The organism is Methylorubrum subtropicum, assembly GCF_038442325.1.
GTDB lineage: Bacteria > Pseudomonadota > Alphaproteobacteria > Rhizobiales > Beijerinckiaceae > Methylobacterium > Methylobacterium subtropicum.
The window spans coordinates 1-15588 of sequence record NZ_JBBXMW010000027.1; the positions used below are offsets into that span (position 1 = coordinate 1).

The 15588-nt window shown below is 69.2% G+C and carries 11 protein-coding genes; all 11 read right to left on the bottom strand.

Translation table 11 applies throughout. The features are described 5' to 3' along the window. Nucleotides 1-454: 454 nt before the first annotated feature. The 11 genes from AAHG03_RS24235 to AAHG03_RS24285 all read right to left on the bottom strand — a co-directional run bounded on the left by AAHG03_RS24235 (nucleotide 455) and on the right by AAHG03_RS24285 (nucleotide 15408). On the bottom strand, nucleotides 455-1363 hold the full coding sequence (locus tag AAHG03_RS24235; protein WP_342153864.1) for an alpha/beta fold hydrolase: 909 nt from the start codon (nucleotides 1361-1363) through the stop codon (nucleotides 455-457). Between the two features lie 8 nt (nucleotides 1364-1371). Then, the gene (locus tag AAHG03_RS24240) at nucleotides 1372-1767 is read right to left on the bottom strand and encodes a phasin family protein (RefSeq protein WP_342153866.1); all 396 of its coding nucleotides are present in this window, start codon (nucleotides 1765-1767) and stop codon (nucleotides 1372-1374) included. Between the two features lie 93 nt (nucleotides 1768-1860). Beyond that, the gene (locus AAHG03_RS24245) at nucleotides 1861-3324 is read right to left on the bottom strand and encodes an NAD-dependent succinate-semialdehyde dehydrogenase (RefSeq protein ID WP_342153868.1); all 1464 of its coding nucleotides are present in this window, start codon (nucleotides 3322-3324) and stop codon (nucleotides 1861-1863) included. Next, nucleotides 3317-5296, bottom strand: coding sequence for an acyl CoA:acetate/3-ketoacid CoA transferase (locus AAHG03_RS24250; RefSeq protein WP_342153870.1), 1980 nt, complete (start codon nucleotides 5294-5296; stop codon nucleotides 3317-3319). Before AAHG03_RS24250 ends, AAHG03_RS24245 begins: the two co-directional genes overlap by 8 nt. 28 nt (nucleotides 5297-5324) lie before the next feature. Continuing rightward, the gene (phaC, locus tag AAHG03_RS24255) at nucleotides 5325-6449 is read right to left on the bottom strand and encodes a class III poly(R)-hydroxyalkanoic acid synthase subunit PhaC (protein ID WP_342153872.1); all 1125 of its coding nucleotides are present in this window, start codon (nucleotides 6447-6449) and stop codon (nucleotides 5325-5327) included. Then, a complete protein-coding gene (locus tag AAHG03_RS24260) occupies nucleotides 6446-7318 on the bottom strand; it encodes a poly(R)-hydroxyalkanoic acid synthase subunit PhaE (protein ID WP_342153874.1) in 873 nt (290 codons plus the stop codon). The genes phaC and AAHG03_RS24260 overlap by 4 nt, the downstream gene beginning before the upstream one ends. A gap of 90 nt (nucleotides 7319-7408) precedes the next feature. After that, nucleotides 7409-8587: an iron-containing alcohol dehydrogenase gene (locus AAHG03_RS24265; RefSeq protein WP_342153965.1), complete on the bottom strand. Its 1179-nt coding sequence runs from the start codon at nucleotides 8585-8587 to the stop codon at nucleotides 7409-7411. 92 nt (nucleotides 8588-8679) lie between these two features. Further along, nucleotides 8680-10338, bottom strand: a complete 1659-nt coding sequence (locus AAHG03_RS24270; RefSeq protein WP_342153876.1) for an acetolactate synthase large subunit — start codon at nucleotides 10336-10338, stop codon at nucleotides 8680-8682. Between the two features lie 176 nt (nucleotides 10339-10514). Next, nucleotides 10515-11846, bottom strand: coding sequence for an MFS family transporter (locus tag AAHG03_RS24275; protein WP_342153879.1), 1332 nt, complete (start codon nucleotides 11844-11846; stop codon nucleotides 10515-10517). A 395-nt stretch (nucleotides 11847-12241) separates the two neighbouring features. Continuing rightward, a complete protein-coding gene (locus AAHG03_RS24280) occupies nucleotides 12242-13585 on the bottom strand; it encodes a sigma-54-dependent transcriptional regulator (protein ID WP_342153881.1) in 1344 nt (447 codons plus the stop codon). Between the two features lie 8 nt (nucleotides 13586-13593). After that, nucleotides 13594-15408 (bottom strand): sensor histidine kinase, encoded by a 1815-nt coding sequence (locus tag AAHG03_RS24285; RefSeq protein ID WP_342153883.1) that lies wholly within the window; start codon nucleotides 15406-15408, stop codon nucleotides 13594-13596. Nucleotides 15409-15588: the final 180 nt, after the last annotated feature.

Sequence of the window (15588 nt, forward strand, 5' to 3'; positions counted from 1 at the left end):
CGGCTTCTGCCGGCTTCCGTGCCGGCCCGGATGGCTGCTTCATCTTCGCTCCTGGGGGCTACGATGAACCAGCCATCCTCCGTTCGTGAAGGCCCTCAATCTGTCTCAAAAGTGCTGACGCCGGACAGTCATGGATCCACTCCATCGTACCGATCTGGTACCGAGCATTCCATTCCTTCGTTGCGATCTGGTTCATCGCGTGGGACAGACGAAGCCACCGTTCGCTCCTTTGTCCAGAAGGAACTACGGCTCAACGCGCGAAAAACGGCTTCTTCCTGCAAATTCCCGATTACGGGCATCATAATCCTTGTGTCGGGGGTTCAAATCCCTCCCTCGCTACCAAATTCTTTTCACCCGCCCGGTCGCCGACTTGGCGGGTTTTTCATGGCCTGAACGGTCGGTCGATTTTACGTATATATTCGTTTAAAAATAATCTCGAATATTTCGGCCTCACTCAATGAGACGAGGCTGCCCTATCCTGCCTGACGGCCGGTGTCTGCGTGATCCAATTCACGACCAGATCGATCTGCGGCTCATCCATCAAAGCCGGCGCATGCCCGCATCCGGCGATCTCGACGAACGCGGCACCGGGGCCGCGGCGGGTCATCTCTTCGGCGGTTTGCCGGGGCAGGAGATCCGACTCCTCGCCGCGCAGCAGCAGGACTTTGCAGCGGATCCTGTCCCAGTAGCGCCACAGGCCGACATTGTAGATCCGTCCCGGGCGGAAGTTGTGGCCGATCGCCGGATCGTAGTGGTGGGTCAGCGTTCCCGCAGAATCGCGCACGAAGCTGTAAGTCGCCATCTGCCGCCACTGCGCGTCCGTCAGCCGGCCGAACGGGGCGTGGATCGTGCGCAGATACGTCTCCGCCGCCTCGAGGTTCGGGAAGGTGCGCGGTGCGTTCCGCAAGCCGGTGCCGATCCGTTGCAGCGCGCTCCAGGGGAGGGAAGGGCCGATGTCGTTGATGACGAGGCGTCGGATCGGCGCGTCCTGCGCGGCGGCGATCATCATCCCGACCAGTCCGCCGAGCGAGGTGCCGATCCAGTCGATCTGCCGCACGCCCAGATGGGCGATGAGCGTCGCCATGTCGGCGACGTATTGCGGCAGAGCGTAGTCGTCCGGATTGGCCAGCCGGGCACTGCGGCCTCGTCCGACGAGGTCGGGGCAGACGACCCGGCAACCGCGTTGCGCCAGCACGGCGGCGAGCGCGTCGAAGTCGCGTCCCTGGCGGCTCAGGCCGTGGAGGCAGACGACGACGTGCGGGCTGCCCGGGTCGCCCCACTCGGTGTAGGCGATCCGGTGGAAGCGCTGCTCCGCATAGCCGAGGAAGTCTCCGTTTCGAAAATCGGCTTGGGCGGGTTGCATCGTCCGGCCTATCTCCCGAACCCCTGGCGGAACTCGTCCTGCAACGTCCGGACCTGGGAGCTGACGAGTGACTCGAGTTCCTCGAACTGTGCGGCCATCCGCTCCGACTGTTCCTGCAGGAACCGGCCCTGAAGGGCGGCGATCTCCGAGGCCGACCGGGCCTGCGCCTGCTGTTCGGCGAGATCGAAGAGCGCGCGAATGTTCACGTCCGCGTTCCGGCCGATGTGGGAGCCGATTTCCCGCAGGCCCAGCGCCCACTGCACCGTCAGGCCCTCCCAATGCAGCAGGACATCCTGGCAGAGGCTGAACGAACGCTCGTAGGCGGCGCGCATCTCCGCGACGCTGCGCCCGGCCGTGACGTGCGGCCGGCCGTCGTCCGGGCCGGCCTCGATCGGTTGAGCCATCTCGGATTGTCCTCGGGAACGAGCGGTCGACGGTGATCGCTCGCCTGTACGCGTTCGAAGCCGGTGAAGCCAGTCCACGCGCAACGGTGTCCCTTACAGACCGCCGAGCGAGATGTACTTGGTGTCGAGGTAATCCTCGATGCCCTGCCGGCCGCCCTCGCGGCCCACGCCCGATTCCTTGACGCCGCCGAACGGGGCCACCTCCGTCGTGATGATACCCTCGTTGACGCCGACCATGCCGTATTCGAGCCCCTGCGCCACCCGGAAGGCGCGGCCGAGGTCGCGGGTGTAGAAGTAGCAGGCGAGCCCGAACTCGGTGTCGTTGGCCATCCGCACCGCCTCGGCCTCGTCCTTGAAGCGGAAGAGCGCCGAGAGCGGGCCGAACGTCTCCTCGCGCGCGAGCTTCATCTCCGCCGTCGCGCCGGTCAGGACGGTCGGCTCGAAGAACGTGCCGCCCAGGGCATGGCGGCGTCCGCCCGCGACGATCCGGGCCCCCTTGTCCAGGGCGTCGCCGATGTGATCCTCGATCTTCGTGATGGCGGCCCTGTTGATGAGGGGCCCCTGCATCACGCCTTCCTCCAGGCCGTTGCCGACCTTCAGCTGCCGCGCCGCCTCGGCCAGCCGGGCCGCGAAGGCGTCGTGGATGCCGTCCTGGACGAGGAACCGGTTGGTGCAGACGCAGGTCTGGCCCGAATTGCGGTACTTGGCCAGCATCGCGCCCGCGACCGCGCGGTCGAGGTCGGCGTCGTCGAAGACGATGAAGGGCGCGTTGCCGCCCAGCTCCATCGAGGTCTTCTTGACCGTCCCTGCGGCCTGTCCGAGCAGCAGCTTGCCCACCGGCGTCGAGCCGGTGAACGTCACCTTCCGCACCCGCGGATCGCCCGTCATCGCGCCGCCGATGCCCTTGGCGTCGCCCGTCAGGATGTTGACCACGCCGTCCGGCACGCCGGCCTCTTCGCACAGGACGCCCCAGGCCAGGCCCGAGAGCGGCGTCAGCTCGGAGGGCTTGATCACGATGGTGCAGCCGGCCGCGAGCGCGGGCGCGAGTTTGCGCGCGATCATCGAGGAGGGGAAGTTCCAGGGCGTGATCGCCGCCACGACGCCGACCGGCTCCTTCGTGACGAGGATGCGTCGGTCCGGCCAGGGCGAGGGTACCGTCTCGCCGTAGACGCGGCGCGCTTCCTCGGCGAACCACAGGACGTAGGCCGCCGACATGCCGACCTCGGCGCGGGCCTCGGCGAGGGACTTGCCCTGCTCGCAGGTCAGGAGGCGGGCGAGATCCTCGAGGTTCTCGGTCACGAGCGCGCTCAGCCGGCGCAGGATCACGGCGCGCTCGGCGGCCGTCCTGTCCCGCCAGCCCGGGAACGCCGCGTGCGCTGCGCCGATCGCGGCCCGCGCCTCCGCCTCGCCCGCGTTCGGGACCCGGGCGAGGACCGCGCCGGTGGCGGGGTTGGTCACGTCGATGAGGCCGCTTCCCGATCGCGACCACGCGCCGCCGATGCGGCTCGCCTCCACCAGGAGCTTGGGATTGCGCAGCGAGAGGCCGGTTTCAGACATCCATCGACTCCTTGGGTGAGGGCGCGCCGCGGCGGGTCGTGGCCGTGCTGCGGGCCTGCGCCTCGGCGCGCGTCTCGAACACGTGGGGGGCGAGGTCGCGCATCCGTAAGGACGCGCCGAGCTTCAGCCGCAGGAAGGCGCTCGTGGTGTAGCGCGCGGCGGTCTCGTAGTAGCGGCTTTCGAGATAGGCAATGGTCGAGAAGTAGGCGTCGCTCACCGCCGCATCGACCTCGAAGCTGTCGTAGTTGACGATCAGGTGCACCTTGCGGCCGATCTCGCGGCAGGTGCGCTCGAACTCGCGGCGGACCAGTTCGACATCCTCGATGGTGCGCACCCGGAAGCCCTCGAAATTGGCGAACAGGGTGTTGCGTTCGGGATCGTAGGCGATCCGGTCGGCGAGGCTCAGGCCGAGGAGCAGCGGCTCCAGCCCCATCGCCACGTCGTGGAACAGCCAGGCGTCCATGGGCTTCGGGTCGTTGACGATGGGGGCGAACTCCATCTGGCCGAGGATGTCGCGGTCGATGTCGATGCCGGGCGCCACCTCGACGAGTTCCATGCCCGCGGCCGTGCGCCGGAGGACGCAGCGCTCCGTTACGTAGAGCACCGGCTGGCCGCGCTCGGCCGCGTAGGCACCCGAGAAGGTGATCTGCTCGACCGCCGGGACGAACTTCCGCGAGCGGCCCTCGCGCAGGATGCGCACCTCGCCGTTGCGGATCGCCACCTCCAGCCCGTCGGCGGTGAAGGTGCCGGCGAAGACGAGCGACTTGGCGTTCTGCGAGATGTTGATGAAGCCGCCCGCCCCGGCGAGCCGCTTGCCGAAGCGGCTGACGTTGACGTTGCCCTGCGCATCGACCTGGGCGAGCCCCAGGCAGGCGAGATCGAGGCCGCCGCCGTCGTAGAAGTCGAACTGCTGGTTCTGGTGCAGCACCGCGGCCGGGTTCAGCGCCGCGCCGAAATCGAGGCCGCCCTGCGGCAGGCCGCCGATCACCCCGGGCTCGGCGGTGAGGGTGAGGTACTTGAGCACCTGCTCCTCGGCCGCGACCGCCGCGACGCCCTCCGGCATGCCGATGCCGAGGTTGATCACGCCGCCGGGCGGCAGTTCGAAGGCGCAGCGGCGGGCGATGACCTTGCGGGCGTCGAGGGGTATCGGCGCGATCCGGTCGAGCGGCACGCGCTGGCGGCCGGTGAAGGCGTGGCTGTAGGCCGTGCCGTAGGTCTGCCGGTGGTTCTCGGGCTCGCTCAGGACGACGCAGTCGACGAGGACGCCGGGAATCTGGACCTCGCGCGGGTTGAGCGAGCCGGCCTCGGCGATGCGCTCGACCTGGGCGATGACGACGCCGCCGGAATTCCGCGCGGCCATGGCGGCGGCGAGGTTGTCCAGCGTCAGCGCCTCGCGCTCCATCGTGATGTTGCCGTGCGGGTCGGCGGTGGTCCCGCGTATCAGCGCGACGTTCACCGGAAAGGTCCGGTAGTGCAGCCACGGCTCGCCGGAGAGTTCGACGAGCGCGACGAGATCCTCCGTGGTCCGCGCGTTCAGCTTGCCCCCGCCGAGCCGCGGATCGACGAAGGTGTGCAGCCCGACCTTGGTGAGGTGGCCGGCAGTCTTGCCTGCGATCTCCCGGTAGAGATGCGAGACGACGCCGAGCGGCAGGTTGTAGGCCTCGATCTTCCCGTCCAGCGCCAGAGCGCCGAGCTTCGGCACGAGGGACCAGTGTCCGCCGACCACGCGGCGGACGAGGCCCGGCAGGGCGAGGCGGTTGAGGCCGCGCTCGCGCCCGTCGCCGGGGGCGGCGGCGAACATCAGGCCGAGATCCTTGGGCGCGCCGCTCTCCTCGTATCGGCAGGCGAGCGCCAGGATCAGCTCGTCGGGCGTGCCGATCCCGACGAAGCCGGAGACGGCGATCATGTCGCCGTCCTGGATGACCGCCACCGCCTCTTCGGCGCTGACGATCTTGTTCTTCAGGCTGACCATGGCGTGAACCTCCCCGTGATGGTCCGGATCATCCGCGGCGGCTCAGCCAGTCGGCGATGCCGGAGCCGAGCAGCTTCTGCGACTTGCCGCCGACGAAGACGCCGACATGGCCGCCGGGCAGGCCGAGTTCGGTGTAGTCGTCGGTGCCGATCCGGCCCGCGAGCGCCTTCGAGGTCTCGGGCGGGATGATGTGGTCGTCCTGCGCGAAGACGTTGAGGACCGGGCAGGTGATGTCGGACAGCTTCACGATGCGCCCGCTCAGCTCGAAGCGGTCGTTGACGAGCTTGTTCTCCTGATAGAGGTCCTTGAGCCATTGCTTGGCCGCCTCGCCCGGATGGTCGGGTCGGTCGGCGATCCACTTCTCCATCCGGAGGAAGTTCATGAACTTCTTCTTGTCGTCGAGGGCGTCGAGCAGATCGAGATTGTACTTGGTCAGGGTCCGCATCGGCGTCATCTGCGAGAAGATCGAGCCCATCAGGGCGCCGGGCAGCGCCCCTTGAGCCTCGATCAGCCGATCGACGTCCTCGGGCTCGAGCGCGCGGGTCCACACGTTGATGAAGCCGTGGTTCGGCCGGTCGGACAGCTTGTCGGCGTGGAAGTCGATCGGCGTGATGGTCAGCACCATCGCGCTCACCCGCTCGGGGTAGAGCGCCGCGTAGCAAGTGGTGAAGACGCCGCCCTCGCAGATGCCGAGCAGGCTCACCGTGTCGCGGCCCGACCGCTCGGTGATCACGTCGACGCAGGCATCGACGTAGCCGTCGACGTAGTCGTCCATCGTGACGTAGCGCTCGGCCCGGCCCGGATGGCCCCAATCGACGACGTAGAGGTCGAGCCCCAGGCTCAGCAGGTTGCGGACCAGGGAGCGGTCCTCCTGCAGGTCCGCCATCGTGTAGCGGCCGATCAGCCCGTAGACGATCAGGACCGGGGGCAGACCCTTCGAGGGGCTAAGCGGCCGGTAGCGGTAGAGCCGGACCTTGTCCTGGCTCCAGACCAGGTCCTTCGGCGTGGTGGCGATCTGCACCGCGTCGTCCATCACCTCGCCGAACAGCTTCGTGCCCTCGGCGATGCGCTTGCCGAGCACGGAGGCCTCGGCCATCGCGTCGAGGGGCGTGAGGGGGAGCGGCTTCGTCGGGCGGTCGGTCGCCTTGCTCATTCGGCTGCTCCTTGCATGGCGGTCTCGATGGGGGCCTCGGGCGTCTGCGTCACCTTGCTCCGGGCGGCGGTCCGGCGCGTGCGCTGCTCGCGCTTGAGCGCGCGCAGCTCGCGGCGCAGGTCGGTCAGGCTGCGGTGGACGTCGTCCATCTCGGAGCGGGAGGGGGCGCCGTACATCTCGGCGAAGATTTCGGCGACCGCCTGCTGCGCCAGCCGCAGATCGGTGGCGGCCTTGAGGCTCTCGCGCTGGCTCCGGAGGAAGGCTTCCGAGCGCTGCGTCTCCAGCAGCACGTCGTTGGCGGTCTCGATCCAGAGCGTCATGAGGGCGCGCGAGGATTCGAGGGGCTCACCGGCCTCGACCCGCGCGTTGACCGCCTTGGCGAAGGTGCCGGTCGCCCGCGTCCAGGCCTCCAGCATGATCGTGTTGTGCTCGAGGTTGCGCCGCCGCAGGGCCGCCCAGGCGGTGAACAAAGCCGCGAACTTGCGCTCGTTGGTCCAGAGGTCGGCGAGCTGAGGCCCCTGCGCCATCCGGTTCAGGGCCTGATCGACCTCGTTCGAGGCCGAGAGCCAGCCGCGCGGGTCGAACACCTTGGCCAGCACCTCGGCGGCGATCGGGTCCGTCCGCTCGCGGGCGGCCTGCCGGGCCGCGTCGAGCCCCGCCGTGACGTTGGTGGCGATGGCCTGCGCGCTCGCGCAGGCCTGCTCGAAGGCGGCCTGCGCCTTCTGCATCGCGACGGCGTCGGGCATCGCGAGGTTGCCCGGCATCGCCGTGTTCATCGCCCCGGCCATGTTGCGCTGGGCGTCCCAGAAGGACTGGGCGCTGCGTCCCCACAGGTCGCCCATCGCCTGCATCGTCTCGAAGGGGTCCATTCCCGTCACCTCCCGTTCCGTTCGTGAAAGGTCCGCACGGGCCCGGAGCGCAGTCCGCCGAAGCGGATTCCGGCTGCGCTCCGGAGCCGCTCAGGCGGCGCGGTTGCGCGTGCCGTCCAGGGCCTCGGCGTAGATCGCGAGGGCGTCGGCGTGGGTCACGTCGCGCGGGTTGTTCACGAGGAGCCGGGTCTGCTTCATCGCGTCGGTTGCGAGCCGTTCGAGATCGCCCTCGCTCACGCCGACCTCGGCCAGCGTCGGCGGCACCTTGCAGTCCCGGCACAGGGCTTCGAGGGCGCGCACGAAGGCGGCGGCGGCCTCCGGCACGGGGAGCCCGGCCGCCCCCGGATCGAGGATCGGCGCCAGCTCGGCGTACAGCTCCTCGGCGTGCGAGAGGTTGAAGCGCATCACGCCGGTCAGCACGAGCGCGTTCGAGAGTCCGTGCGGCACGTGGAAGATCGCCCCGATCGGGTAGGCCAGCGCGTGCACGGCCGCGACCGGCGCGTTGGCGAAGGCCATGCCGGCGAGCATCGAGCCGAGCAGCATGCCGGAGCGGGCCTGGAGGTTCGTGCCCTCGGCGCAGGCGGTGCGGATGTTGGCCGAGAGCAGCGCCAGAGCCTGCTTGGCGAGCTGGTCGGAGATCGGGTTCTTCCGGTGCCGGCTGGTGAAGGCCTCGATGGCGTGGACCATCGCGTCGATGCCGGTGGCGGCGGTGACGGGCGCGGGCAGGCCGAGGGTCAGCTCCGGGTCGAGCACCGCCCAGTCGGGCAGGAGCCGCGCCGAGACCACGCCCTTCTTCTCGGTGGTCGGCGTGGTGACGATGGAGATCGGCGTCACCTCCGAGCCGGTGCCCGCGGTGGTCGGCACCAGCACCAGGGGCAGGCGCGCGCCCTTGGCCAGCCCGACGCCGTAGAGGGTGTCGAGCGGCTCGTCGGAGCGGGCGAGGTAGGCGACGAGCTTCGCCGTATCCAGGGCCGAGCCGCCACCGATCGAGAGCACGAGGTCGGTGCCGGCCTCGCGCGCCTGCCGGGCGGCCTCCTCGATCACCGTCGAGGGCGGGTCGGCCACGACCGCGTCGTAGACGTCGACCGCGATGTCGGCGGCCGCCAGCGCCTCCTCGGCGGCCCGGGTGAGGCCCGCCGCGCGCACGCCCCGGTCGGTCACGAGCAGGACGCGGCGCGCGCCGAGTTCGGCCACGATCCCCGGAATCTTCTTCGACGCGCCGGGCTCGAACAGCACGTTCGGGGTGGTCTGGAAGGTGAACGGATTCAGCGAAGTCATGGTCGATCTCTCGGGGCGATTTCGTGAAAGGGGGCCTGAGCCCCCCGGGGCTCGCCTGGGGCGCTCGGCCGGCCGGGATGCGGCTACTCGGCCGCGTCGAGCACGAGGTCCTGGACCTTGGTGCGCAGCTCGTCGACGAGGACGCGGGTGTTCTCGGAGTAGTCGATCGGCACCGCCACGAGATGGACGCCGCCGGCCCGGAACGCCCGCTCTAGGGTCGGCACCAAGTCCTCGACCGCGCCGACCCGGTGGCCGGTGGCGCCGTAGGATTCGGCGTACTTCACGAAGTCCGGGTTCTTGAAGGTCATCCCGTAGTCTTGGAAGTTGTCCACCGCCTGCTTCCAGCGGATCATGCCGTAGGCCGAGTCGTCGAGGATCAGCACGACGAGGTTGAGCCCGAGGCGCACCGCGGTCTCCATCTCCTGGCTGTTCATCATGAAGCCGCCGTCGCCGCACACCGCCATGACGCGGCGCTCGGGGTACAGGAGCGCGGCCATCATCGCCGAGGGCAGGCCCGCGCCCATGGTGGCGAGCGCGTTGTCGAGGAGCAGCGTGTTGGCGACGTAGGTGCGGTAGTTGCGGGCGAACCAGATCTTGTACATCCCGTTGTCGAGGCAGACGATGCCGTCCTGCGGGATGACGCTACGCACGTCGCGGACCAGCCGTTGCGGCGTGACGGGGAAGCGGTCCTCGTCGTTGCGGTCGGCGATGCGCTTGAGGATGTGCTCGCGCAAGGGGAGCAGCGCGCCCGCGTTGGGCAGCTCCTCCTCCACGCGGTCGGCGATCAGCTTCAGGGTCGGCCCGAGATCGCCCACCACCTCGGCGTCGGGATAGTAGACCTCCTCGACGTTGGCCGGGGTGTAGCTGATGTGCAGCACCTTCTGGCCCTTCTGGCCCATGAAGAAGGGCGGCTTCTCGACGGTGTCGTGGCCGATGGCGATGATCAGGTCGGCGGCGTCGATCGCCTCGTGGACGTAGTCGCGCTCGGACAGGGCGGCGGTGCCCATGTAGAGGCGGGTGCCGTGGGCGACGGTGCCCTTGCCCATCTGCGTGGTGAAGAACGGGATGCCGGTGCGCTGGACGAAGCCGCCGAGGTCGCTGGTGGAGCGCGGGCGGCTCGCGGCGGCGCCGAGCATGATCAGCGGGCGCTCGGCGGCCATGATCATCCGGGCGGCGCGCTCGATCGAGGACGGATGGGCGACCGGGATGTCGATCGGGTGGCTCGGCACGGTGTGGGCCTCGCCCTCCTCGGCGGCGATGTCCTCGGGCAGCTCCAGCAGGACCGGGCCGGGACGCTCCTCGCAGGCGACGCGGAAGGCGTCGCGCACGATGGTCGGGATCGAGGAGGCGGAGACGATCTGGCGGGCCATCTTGGTGATCGGCTTCATCGAGGCGATCACGTCGACGATCTGGAAGCGGGCCTGACGGGACTTCAGGATGCCCTTCTGGCCGGTGATGATGATCATCGGCATGGCGCCGAGATGCGCGTAGGCCGCGCCCGTCGAGAAGTTGAGCGCGCCCGGGCCGAGCGTGGCGAGGCAGACGCCGGGCTTGCCGGTGAGCCGGCCGTAGGTGGCGGCCATGAACGCCGCGGCCTGCTCGTGGCGGGTCAGCACCAGCTCGATCTTCGAGGTGCGCAGGCTCTCGACGATGTCGAGGTTCTCCTCGCCGGGGATGCCGAAGATGCGCTCGACGCCTTCGTTCTCCAGGGCCTGGACCAGGAGGTCGGATCCTTTGGGCATAGTCTATCCTATCGGTGATCTGTCGTCGGCTTCATCGGGCGGACCGTTCGGCCCGCGCCGGACACGGCCGATCGGGGATTGGAGAATCCCGGCCAGCAGCCGGGATCGTGCGTGTCGGAAGGGATTCGGGAAAGGCCTGCGGCGCCCTCCGAGGCACCGCGGGGGATAGGCTTGCCTCAGCCTGTCATGCGGCCGTTGCCGTCGAGGTAGCCGTACTTGCGGGTGTCGGGCATCCACAGCGAGGCCGCGAAGGCGATCGCGGCCATGGCGGCGACGTAGTAGAAGAACAGGCTCTCGTTGCCGTAATTCTTGAACGAGAGCGCCACGTACTCCGCCGTGCCGCCAAACATCGCGTTGGCGATGGCGTAGGGCAGGCCGACGCCGAGCGCGCGCACCTCGGCCGGGAACAGCTCGGCTTTCACCACGCCGCTGATCGAGGTGTAGAAGGTCGCGATGACGAGGCCGATCATGATCAGGCCGAAGGCGGCGACGGGGCTGGTGACGCCCGACAGGACCGAGAGCAGCGGCACGGAGCCGACCATCGCGAGCCCGCTGAACAGGATCATGTTGTTGCGCCGTCCGATCCGGTCGGAGAGCAGGCCGAACAGCGGCTGGAGCACCATGAACGCGATCAGCGCCAGGGTCATCACGGTCGAGACCGACTTGAGGTCGAGTTTGACGGTGTTGACCAGGAACTTCTGCATGTAGGTGGTCATAGTGTAGAAGTAGAGCGAGCCGCCCATGGTGAAGGCGAGCGTGATCAGCAGCGCGCGCTTGTGCTGCATGAGCGCCCGCAGCGAGCCGGCCTCCTTGCTCTGCATCGTCTCGTGGGACACCGACTCCTTGAGCGAGCCGCGCAGCAGCATCGCGACGACGGCCGCGGCGGCGCCGATCAGGAACGGGATGCGCCAGCCCCAGGCCCGCATCTCCTCACCCGTGAGGATGTGCTGGAGCGCGAACACGATGAGCACGGCGAGCAGCTGACCGCCGATCAGGGTGACGTACTGGAACGAGGACAGGAAGCCGCGCCGGCCCTTGCCCGCGATCTCGCTCATGTAGGTCGCCGCGGTGCCGTACTCGCCGCCGACCGAGAGGCCCTGCGCGAGACGCGCCACGAGGAGCAGGATGGGGGCGAGCACGCCGATCGACTCGTAGGTCGGCAGCAGGCCGATCATCAGCGAGCCGGCGCACATCAGGAGCACGGAGAACATCATCGAGGACTTGCGGCCGCGCCGATCCGCGATCCGGCCGAAGATCCAGCCGCCGAGCGGGCGCATGAAGAAGCCGACGGCGAAGATGCCCGCGGTGGCCAGAAGCTGGCCCGTGGGGCTGCTCGACGGGAAGAAGGCCGAGGCGAAGTAGATCGAGGTGAAGGCGTAGGCGTAGAAATCGTACCACTCGACCAAATTGCCGGACGAGGCGGCGACGATGGCCTTGATCTTCTGGCGGTCGGAGGGTTCGGCACGCGCCGGAATGTCCCCGAGCGCGGCGGTCACAGCCGTATTCATGAACGTTCTCCCAATGCTCGTTGCGTCCTCCCGGCGATTGTCGCCGGGAGCGCCCGCTCCGCCGTTCCTCGGGCTCTGGCCTTTCGGACGGGACGTGCGGGATACGCTGGGAGAGCATTGGCAACGCGGATGCCAACCCGTTAAAAAATCAATAATCGTTTCGTATCAGTATTTTGCTCTATTGCGCCGAGGACCCGATCGGCGGATTTCCGCCGATCCCCCGCAACCCCTCGGCCGAATTCCGCCGACGGTTCAAGTGCATCGTCGTGGATATTGTATCCAAGGCGATGCGATAGAGCCTTGTACCGCATCGACTTTTTCCGAAAGCCGGTTCCCACCGTTCGGGCCGATGCTCTTGAGCGGGCCCGCCCGCCATCGTCGGAACGACGGTTTCGCTACGAAGCGAAGTCGCTCCGGTTGAGGCCGTAGCGCTGCATCTTCTCGTTCAAGGTGCGCCGGGGCAGGTCGAGCAGGCGCATCGCCTCGGCGACGCTGCCCTGGGCCTGCTGCAGGGCTTGGCGGATCAGGTCGCGCTCGAACGCCTCGATCCGCGCCGCGAGCGGCTGCGCCTCGTCGATCACGGGCTCGGGCGCGGTGACGAGGCGGTCAAGGCCGAAGGCGTGGCGCTCGGCGGCGTTGCGCAACTCGCGCACGTTGCCCGGCCAGGAATGGTCGAGGAGATCCTGCACGAGGCGGTCGCTCAAGGGGCGCATCGCCCGCCCGTGCGCCTCGGCGGCGCGGCTGGCGAAATGCTCGAACAGCAGCGGGATGTCCTCGCGCCGCTCGCGCAGCGGCGGGATGCGCAGTTCGGCGACGCCGAGGCGGTAATAGAGGTCGGCCCGGAACCGCCCGGCCCCCGCCTCGGCGCGCAGATCGACCTTGCTGGCGCAGACCGTGCGCAGGTCGGCGGGCACCGCCGCATTCGAGCCGAGGCGCTCCAGGCTGCGCTCCTGCAGCACGCGCAGGATCTTCACCTGGCCCGAGAGCGGCATCGCCTCGATCTCGTCGAGGAACAGCGTGCCGCGATGGGCGTATTCGAGCTTGCCGACCCGGCGCTTGACCGCCCCGGTGAAGGCGCCGGCCTCGTAGCCGAACAGCTCGCTCTCAACCATCGTGTCGGGGATGGCGCCGCAATTGACCGCGACGAAGCGGGCGTCGCGCCGCCCGGAGAAGGCGTGCAGGCATTGCGCCACCAGCTCCTTGCCCGAGCCCGTCTCGCCGTTGACGACGACGTTGATCGGGGTGGCGGCGAGATCGAGCACCTCGCGCCGCAGGGTCTGCATCGCCCGCGACGTGCCGACCAAGCGGCTCTCGATGCCGGGGGCGTCGGCGACCGCGTGCAGGCGGCGCAGGCGCAAGGTGAGATGGCGCTTCTCGCAGGCCCGAGCGATGGCGCCGACGAGGCGCTCGGGCTCGAACGGCTTCTCGATGAAGTCGTAGGCGCCGTGCCGCATCGCCTCGACCGCCATCGCCACGTCGCCGTGCCCGGTGACGAGGAGGACGGGAAGGTCGGGGTCGCGTCGCAGGGCCTGTCCGAGCACGTCGAAGCCGCTCATGCGCGGCATGCGCATGTCGGTGACGAGGATGCCAAGGAAGCGCTCGTCGATTTCGGCGAACGCCCCCTCCGGGTCCTCGAAGGTCGTGACGTCGTAGTCGGCGAGCGTCAGCCACTGGTGCAGCGCCTCCCGCACGGTCTCCTCGTCGTCGATGAAGATGACTCGGTTCGGGAGCTTCGCCATCGCGCTTCTCAAGTCTCCGCTGCCGGCAGGACGAGGGTGAACACCGCACCCTCGGTATCCGCATCACCGTTCGCCGCGGCGAGGCTGCCGCCGAAATCGCGCACGATCAGCGACGACAGGGACAGGCCGAGCCCGAGGCCCTCGCCGGCCGCCTTCGTGGTGAAGAACGGATCGAACAGGTGGGCCAAGTGCTCCTCGGGGATGCCGCTGCCGCTGTCGGCGACCCGAAGACGCCACGAGGATGTCTCGTCGCGCGTGGCGGTCAGGTCGAGCCGGCGCTCGGGGGCGTCGCGCATGGCGTCGAGAGCGTTGACCATCAGGTTCAGGATCACCTGCTCCAGCCGGATCGGCTCGGCCTTCACCGCGGCCTCGGGCGGGATCGTGCAGGTGACCTGAACCGCCTCGGCCCGGATGCGGGCGGCGAGCAGGTCGAGGGCCGCGGCCGCGGCGGTGGCGAGGCGCACCGGCTCCCAATGCTCCGGCCCGGTCTTGCGGGCAAAGACCTTGAGATGGCGGATGATCTCGGCGATGCGCTGCGTCACCTCGGTCATGCGCTTGAGGTTCCGCCCGACAGTCGCGGTGTCGCCGCGCTCGAGAAAGACGGAGGAACTGGACAGGAAGGTGCGCAGGGCAGCCAGCGGCTGGTTGATCTCGTGGTTGATCGCCATGGAGATCTGGCCCAGCGCCGCGAGCCGGCCGGCATGGATCAGCTCGTCCTGCGTCGCCCGCAGGGCGACGGTGGCCCGCTCCCGCTCGGCGATCTCCTCGTGCAGGCGGGCGTTGGCGGTGCTGAGATCGCTGGTCCGCTCCGCCACGCGGCGTTCCAGGGTGAGGCGCATGGCCTGCTCGCCGCGCAGGCGCTGCCGTCTCTCCCTCGCCGCCGCGAGGGCGAGCGCGACCGCGAGGCAGGAGATGCCGGCGGCGAGCGCCGCGAGCACCGCCTGCCGCAGGGTGGCCTCGGTCTCGGTGATGGACCAGAGCGTCCAGCCGAGATCGGGCATGACGACCCGTTCGACGACGCCGGACAGGGTACCCTTGTCGCGGGCGAGTTCGATCGTGCCGCCCTGGTCCTGCTCCGGAAGCAGGGGCCGCAGGGCGCTGTCGCCGTACTGGCGGGCAGCGTGGATGCGGGCGGTGTCGGCCTCGGCAAGGGGACGGAACGGGCGGTATTTCCAGGCGGGGTCGCTCGCCAGGAAGACCACGCCGGCGGCGTCCGACACGAGGACGTTCTCGCCGGCCTGGCGCCAGTCCCGCTGCAGGTTCTCGAGATCGATCTTGACGACGACGACCCCGGCGACGCCCCCTTCGCGGGCCGGAACCGCCTTGCCGATGAACAGGCCCGGCCGGCTCGTGGTGGTGCCGACGCCGAAATAGCGCGAGGCTCCGGTCTCGAGGGCTTGCGTGAAGTACGGCCGATAGGCGTAGGACCGCCCGACATAGGTGAGCGTCTGGTTCCAGTTGCCCGCACTGCGGGCCAGCCCGGACCGGTCGAGCAGGTAGATGGCGGCGACGCCCGATGCCGTCTCGATGGCCTCGAACTTCGCGTTGACGGTCGCGACATGGGCCGCCGCGTCCGGATCGTCGAGAAGGCCGCGCACCTCGGTGTCGAGGGCGAGGACGCCGGGAAGATACTGGTAGCGCTCCACCGCGGCGCGCAGGATCGCCTCGTCGATGACGAGCCGCTGGCGCGCGGCGCGCCGCACCTGCTCGTGGCCGGCGTCGAGCGTGACGCCGAAGGCCGCGAGGGTGACCACGAGGGTGAAGGCGGCCAGACCCCATCCCAGGGTCACGAGGACGGCGCCGTGCCGGGTGATCCGATGCACGGTCCCTTCTACGATCGACGACGCTCTCACGGCATTCCCTGGGGAGGCGACCTTTTTCGAATCGCAGCCTGGAACCGGCCTTGCGGCGGCTCGTCGGCCATCATCCCAGCCGGGCGGGCGCTTGTCATCCGCCGCGTCCCCGCGGAAGGCCGATGCTGGCCGGCTCGATCAACTGTTCGA

What these genes read in the sequence shown, in the direction of transcription:
- AAHG03_RS24235 (WP_342153864.1), bottom strand. Translation starts at nt 1,363, where the DNA reads ATGCAACCCGCCCAAGCCGATTTTCGAAACGGAGACTTCCTCGGCTAT.
- AAHG03_RS24240 (WP_342153866.1), bottom strand. Translation starts at nt 1,767, where the DNA reads ATGGCTCAACCGATCGAGGCCGGCCCGGACGACGGCCGGCCGCACGTC.
- AAHG03_RS24245 (WP_342153868.1), bottom strand. Translation starts at nt 3,324, where the DNA reads ATGTCTGAAACCGGCCTCTCGCTGCGCAATCCCAAGCTCCTGGTGGAG.
- AAHG03_RS24250 (WP_342153870.1), bottom strand. Translation starts at nt 5,296, where the DNA reads ATGGTCAGCCTGAAGAACAAGATCGTCAGCGCCGAAGAGGCGGTGGCG.
- phaC (WP_342153872.1), bottom strand. Translation starts at nt 6,449, where the DNA reads ATGAGCAAGGCGACCGACCGCCCGACGAAGCCGCTCCCCCTCACGCCC.
- AAHG03_RS24260 (WP_342153874.1), bottom strand. Translation starts at nt 7,318, where the DNA reads ATGGACCCCTTCGAGACGATGCAGGCGATGGGCGACCTGTGGGGACGC.
- AAHG03_RS24270 (WP_342153876.1), bottom strand. Translation starts at nt 10,338, where the DNA reads ATGCCCAAAGGATCCGACCTCCTGGTCCAGGCCCTGGAGAACGAAGGC.
- AAHG03_RS24275 (WP_342153879.1), bottom strand. Translation starts at nt 11,846, where the DNA reads ATGAATACGGCTGTGACCGCCGCGCTCGGGGACATTCCGGCGCGTGCC.
- AAHG03_RS24280 (WP_342153881.1), bottom strand. Translation starts at nt 13,585, where the DNA reads ATGGCGAAGCTCCCGAACCGAGTCATCTTCATCGACGACGAGGAGACC.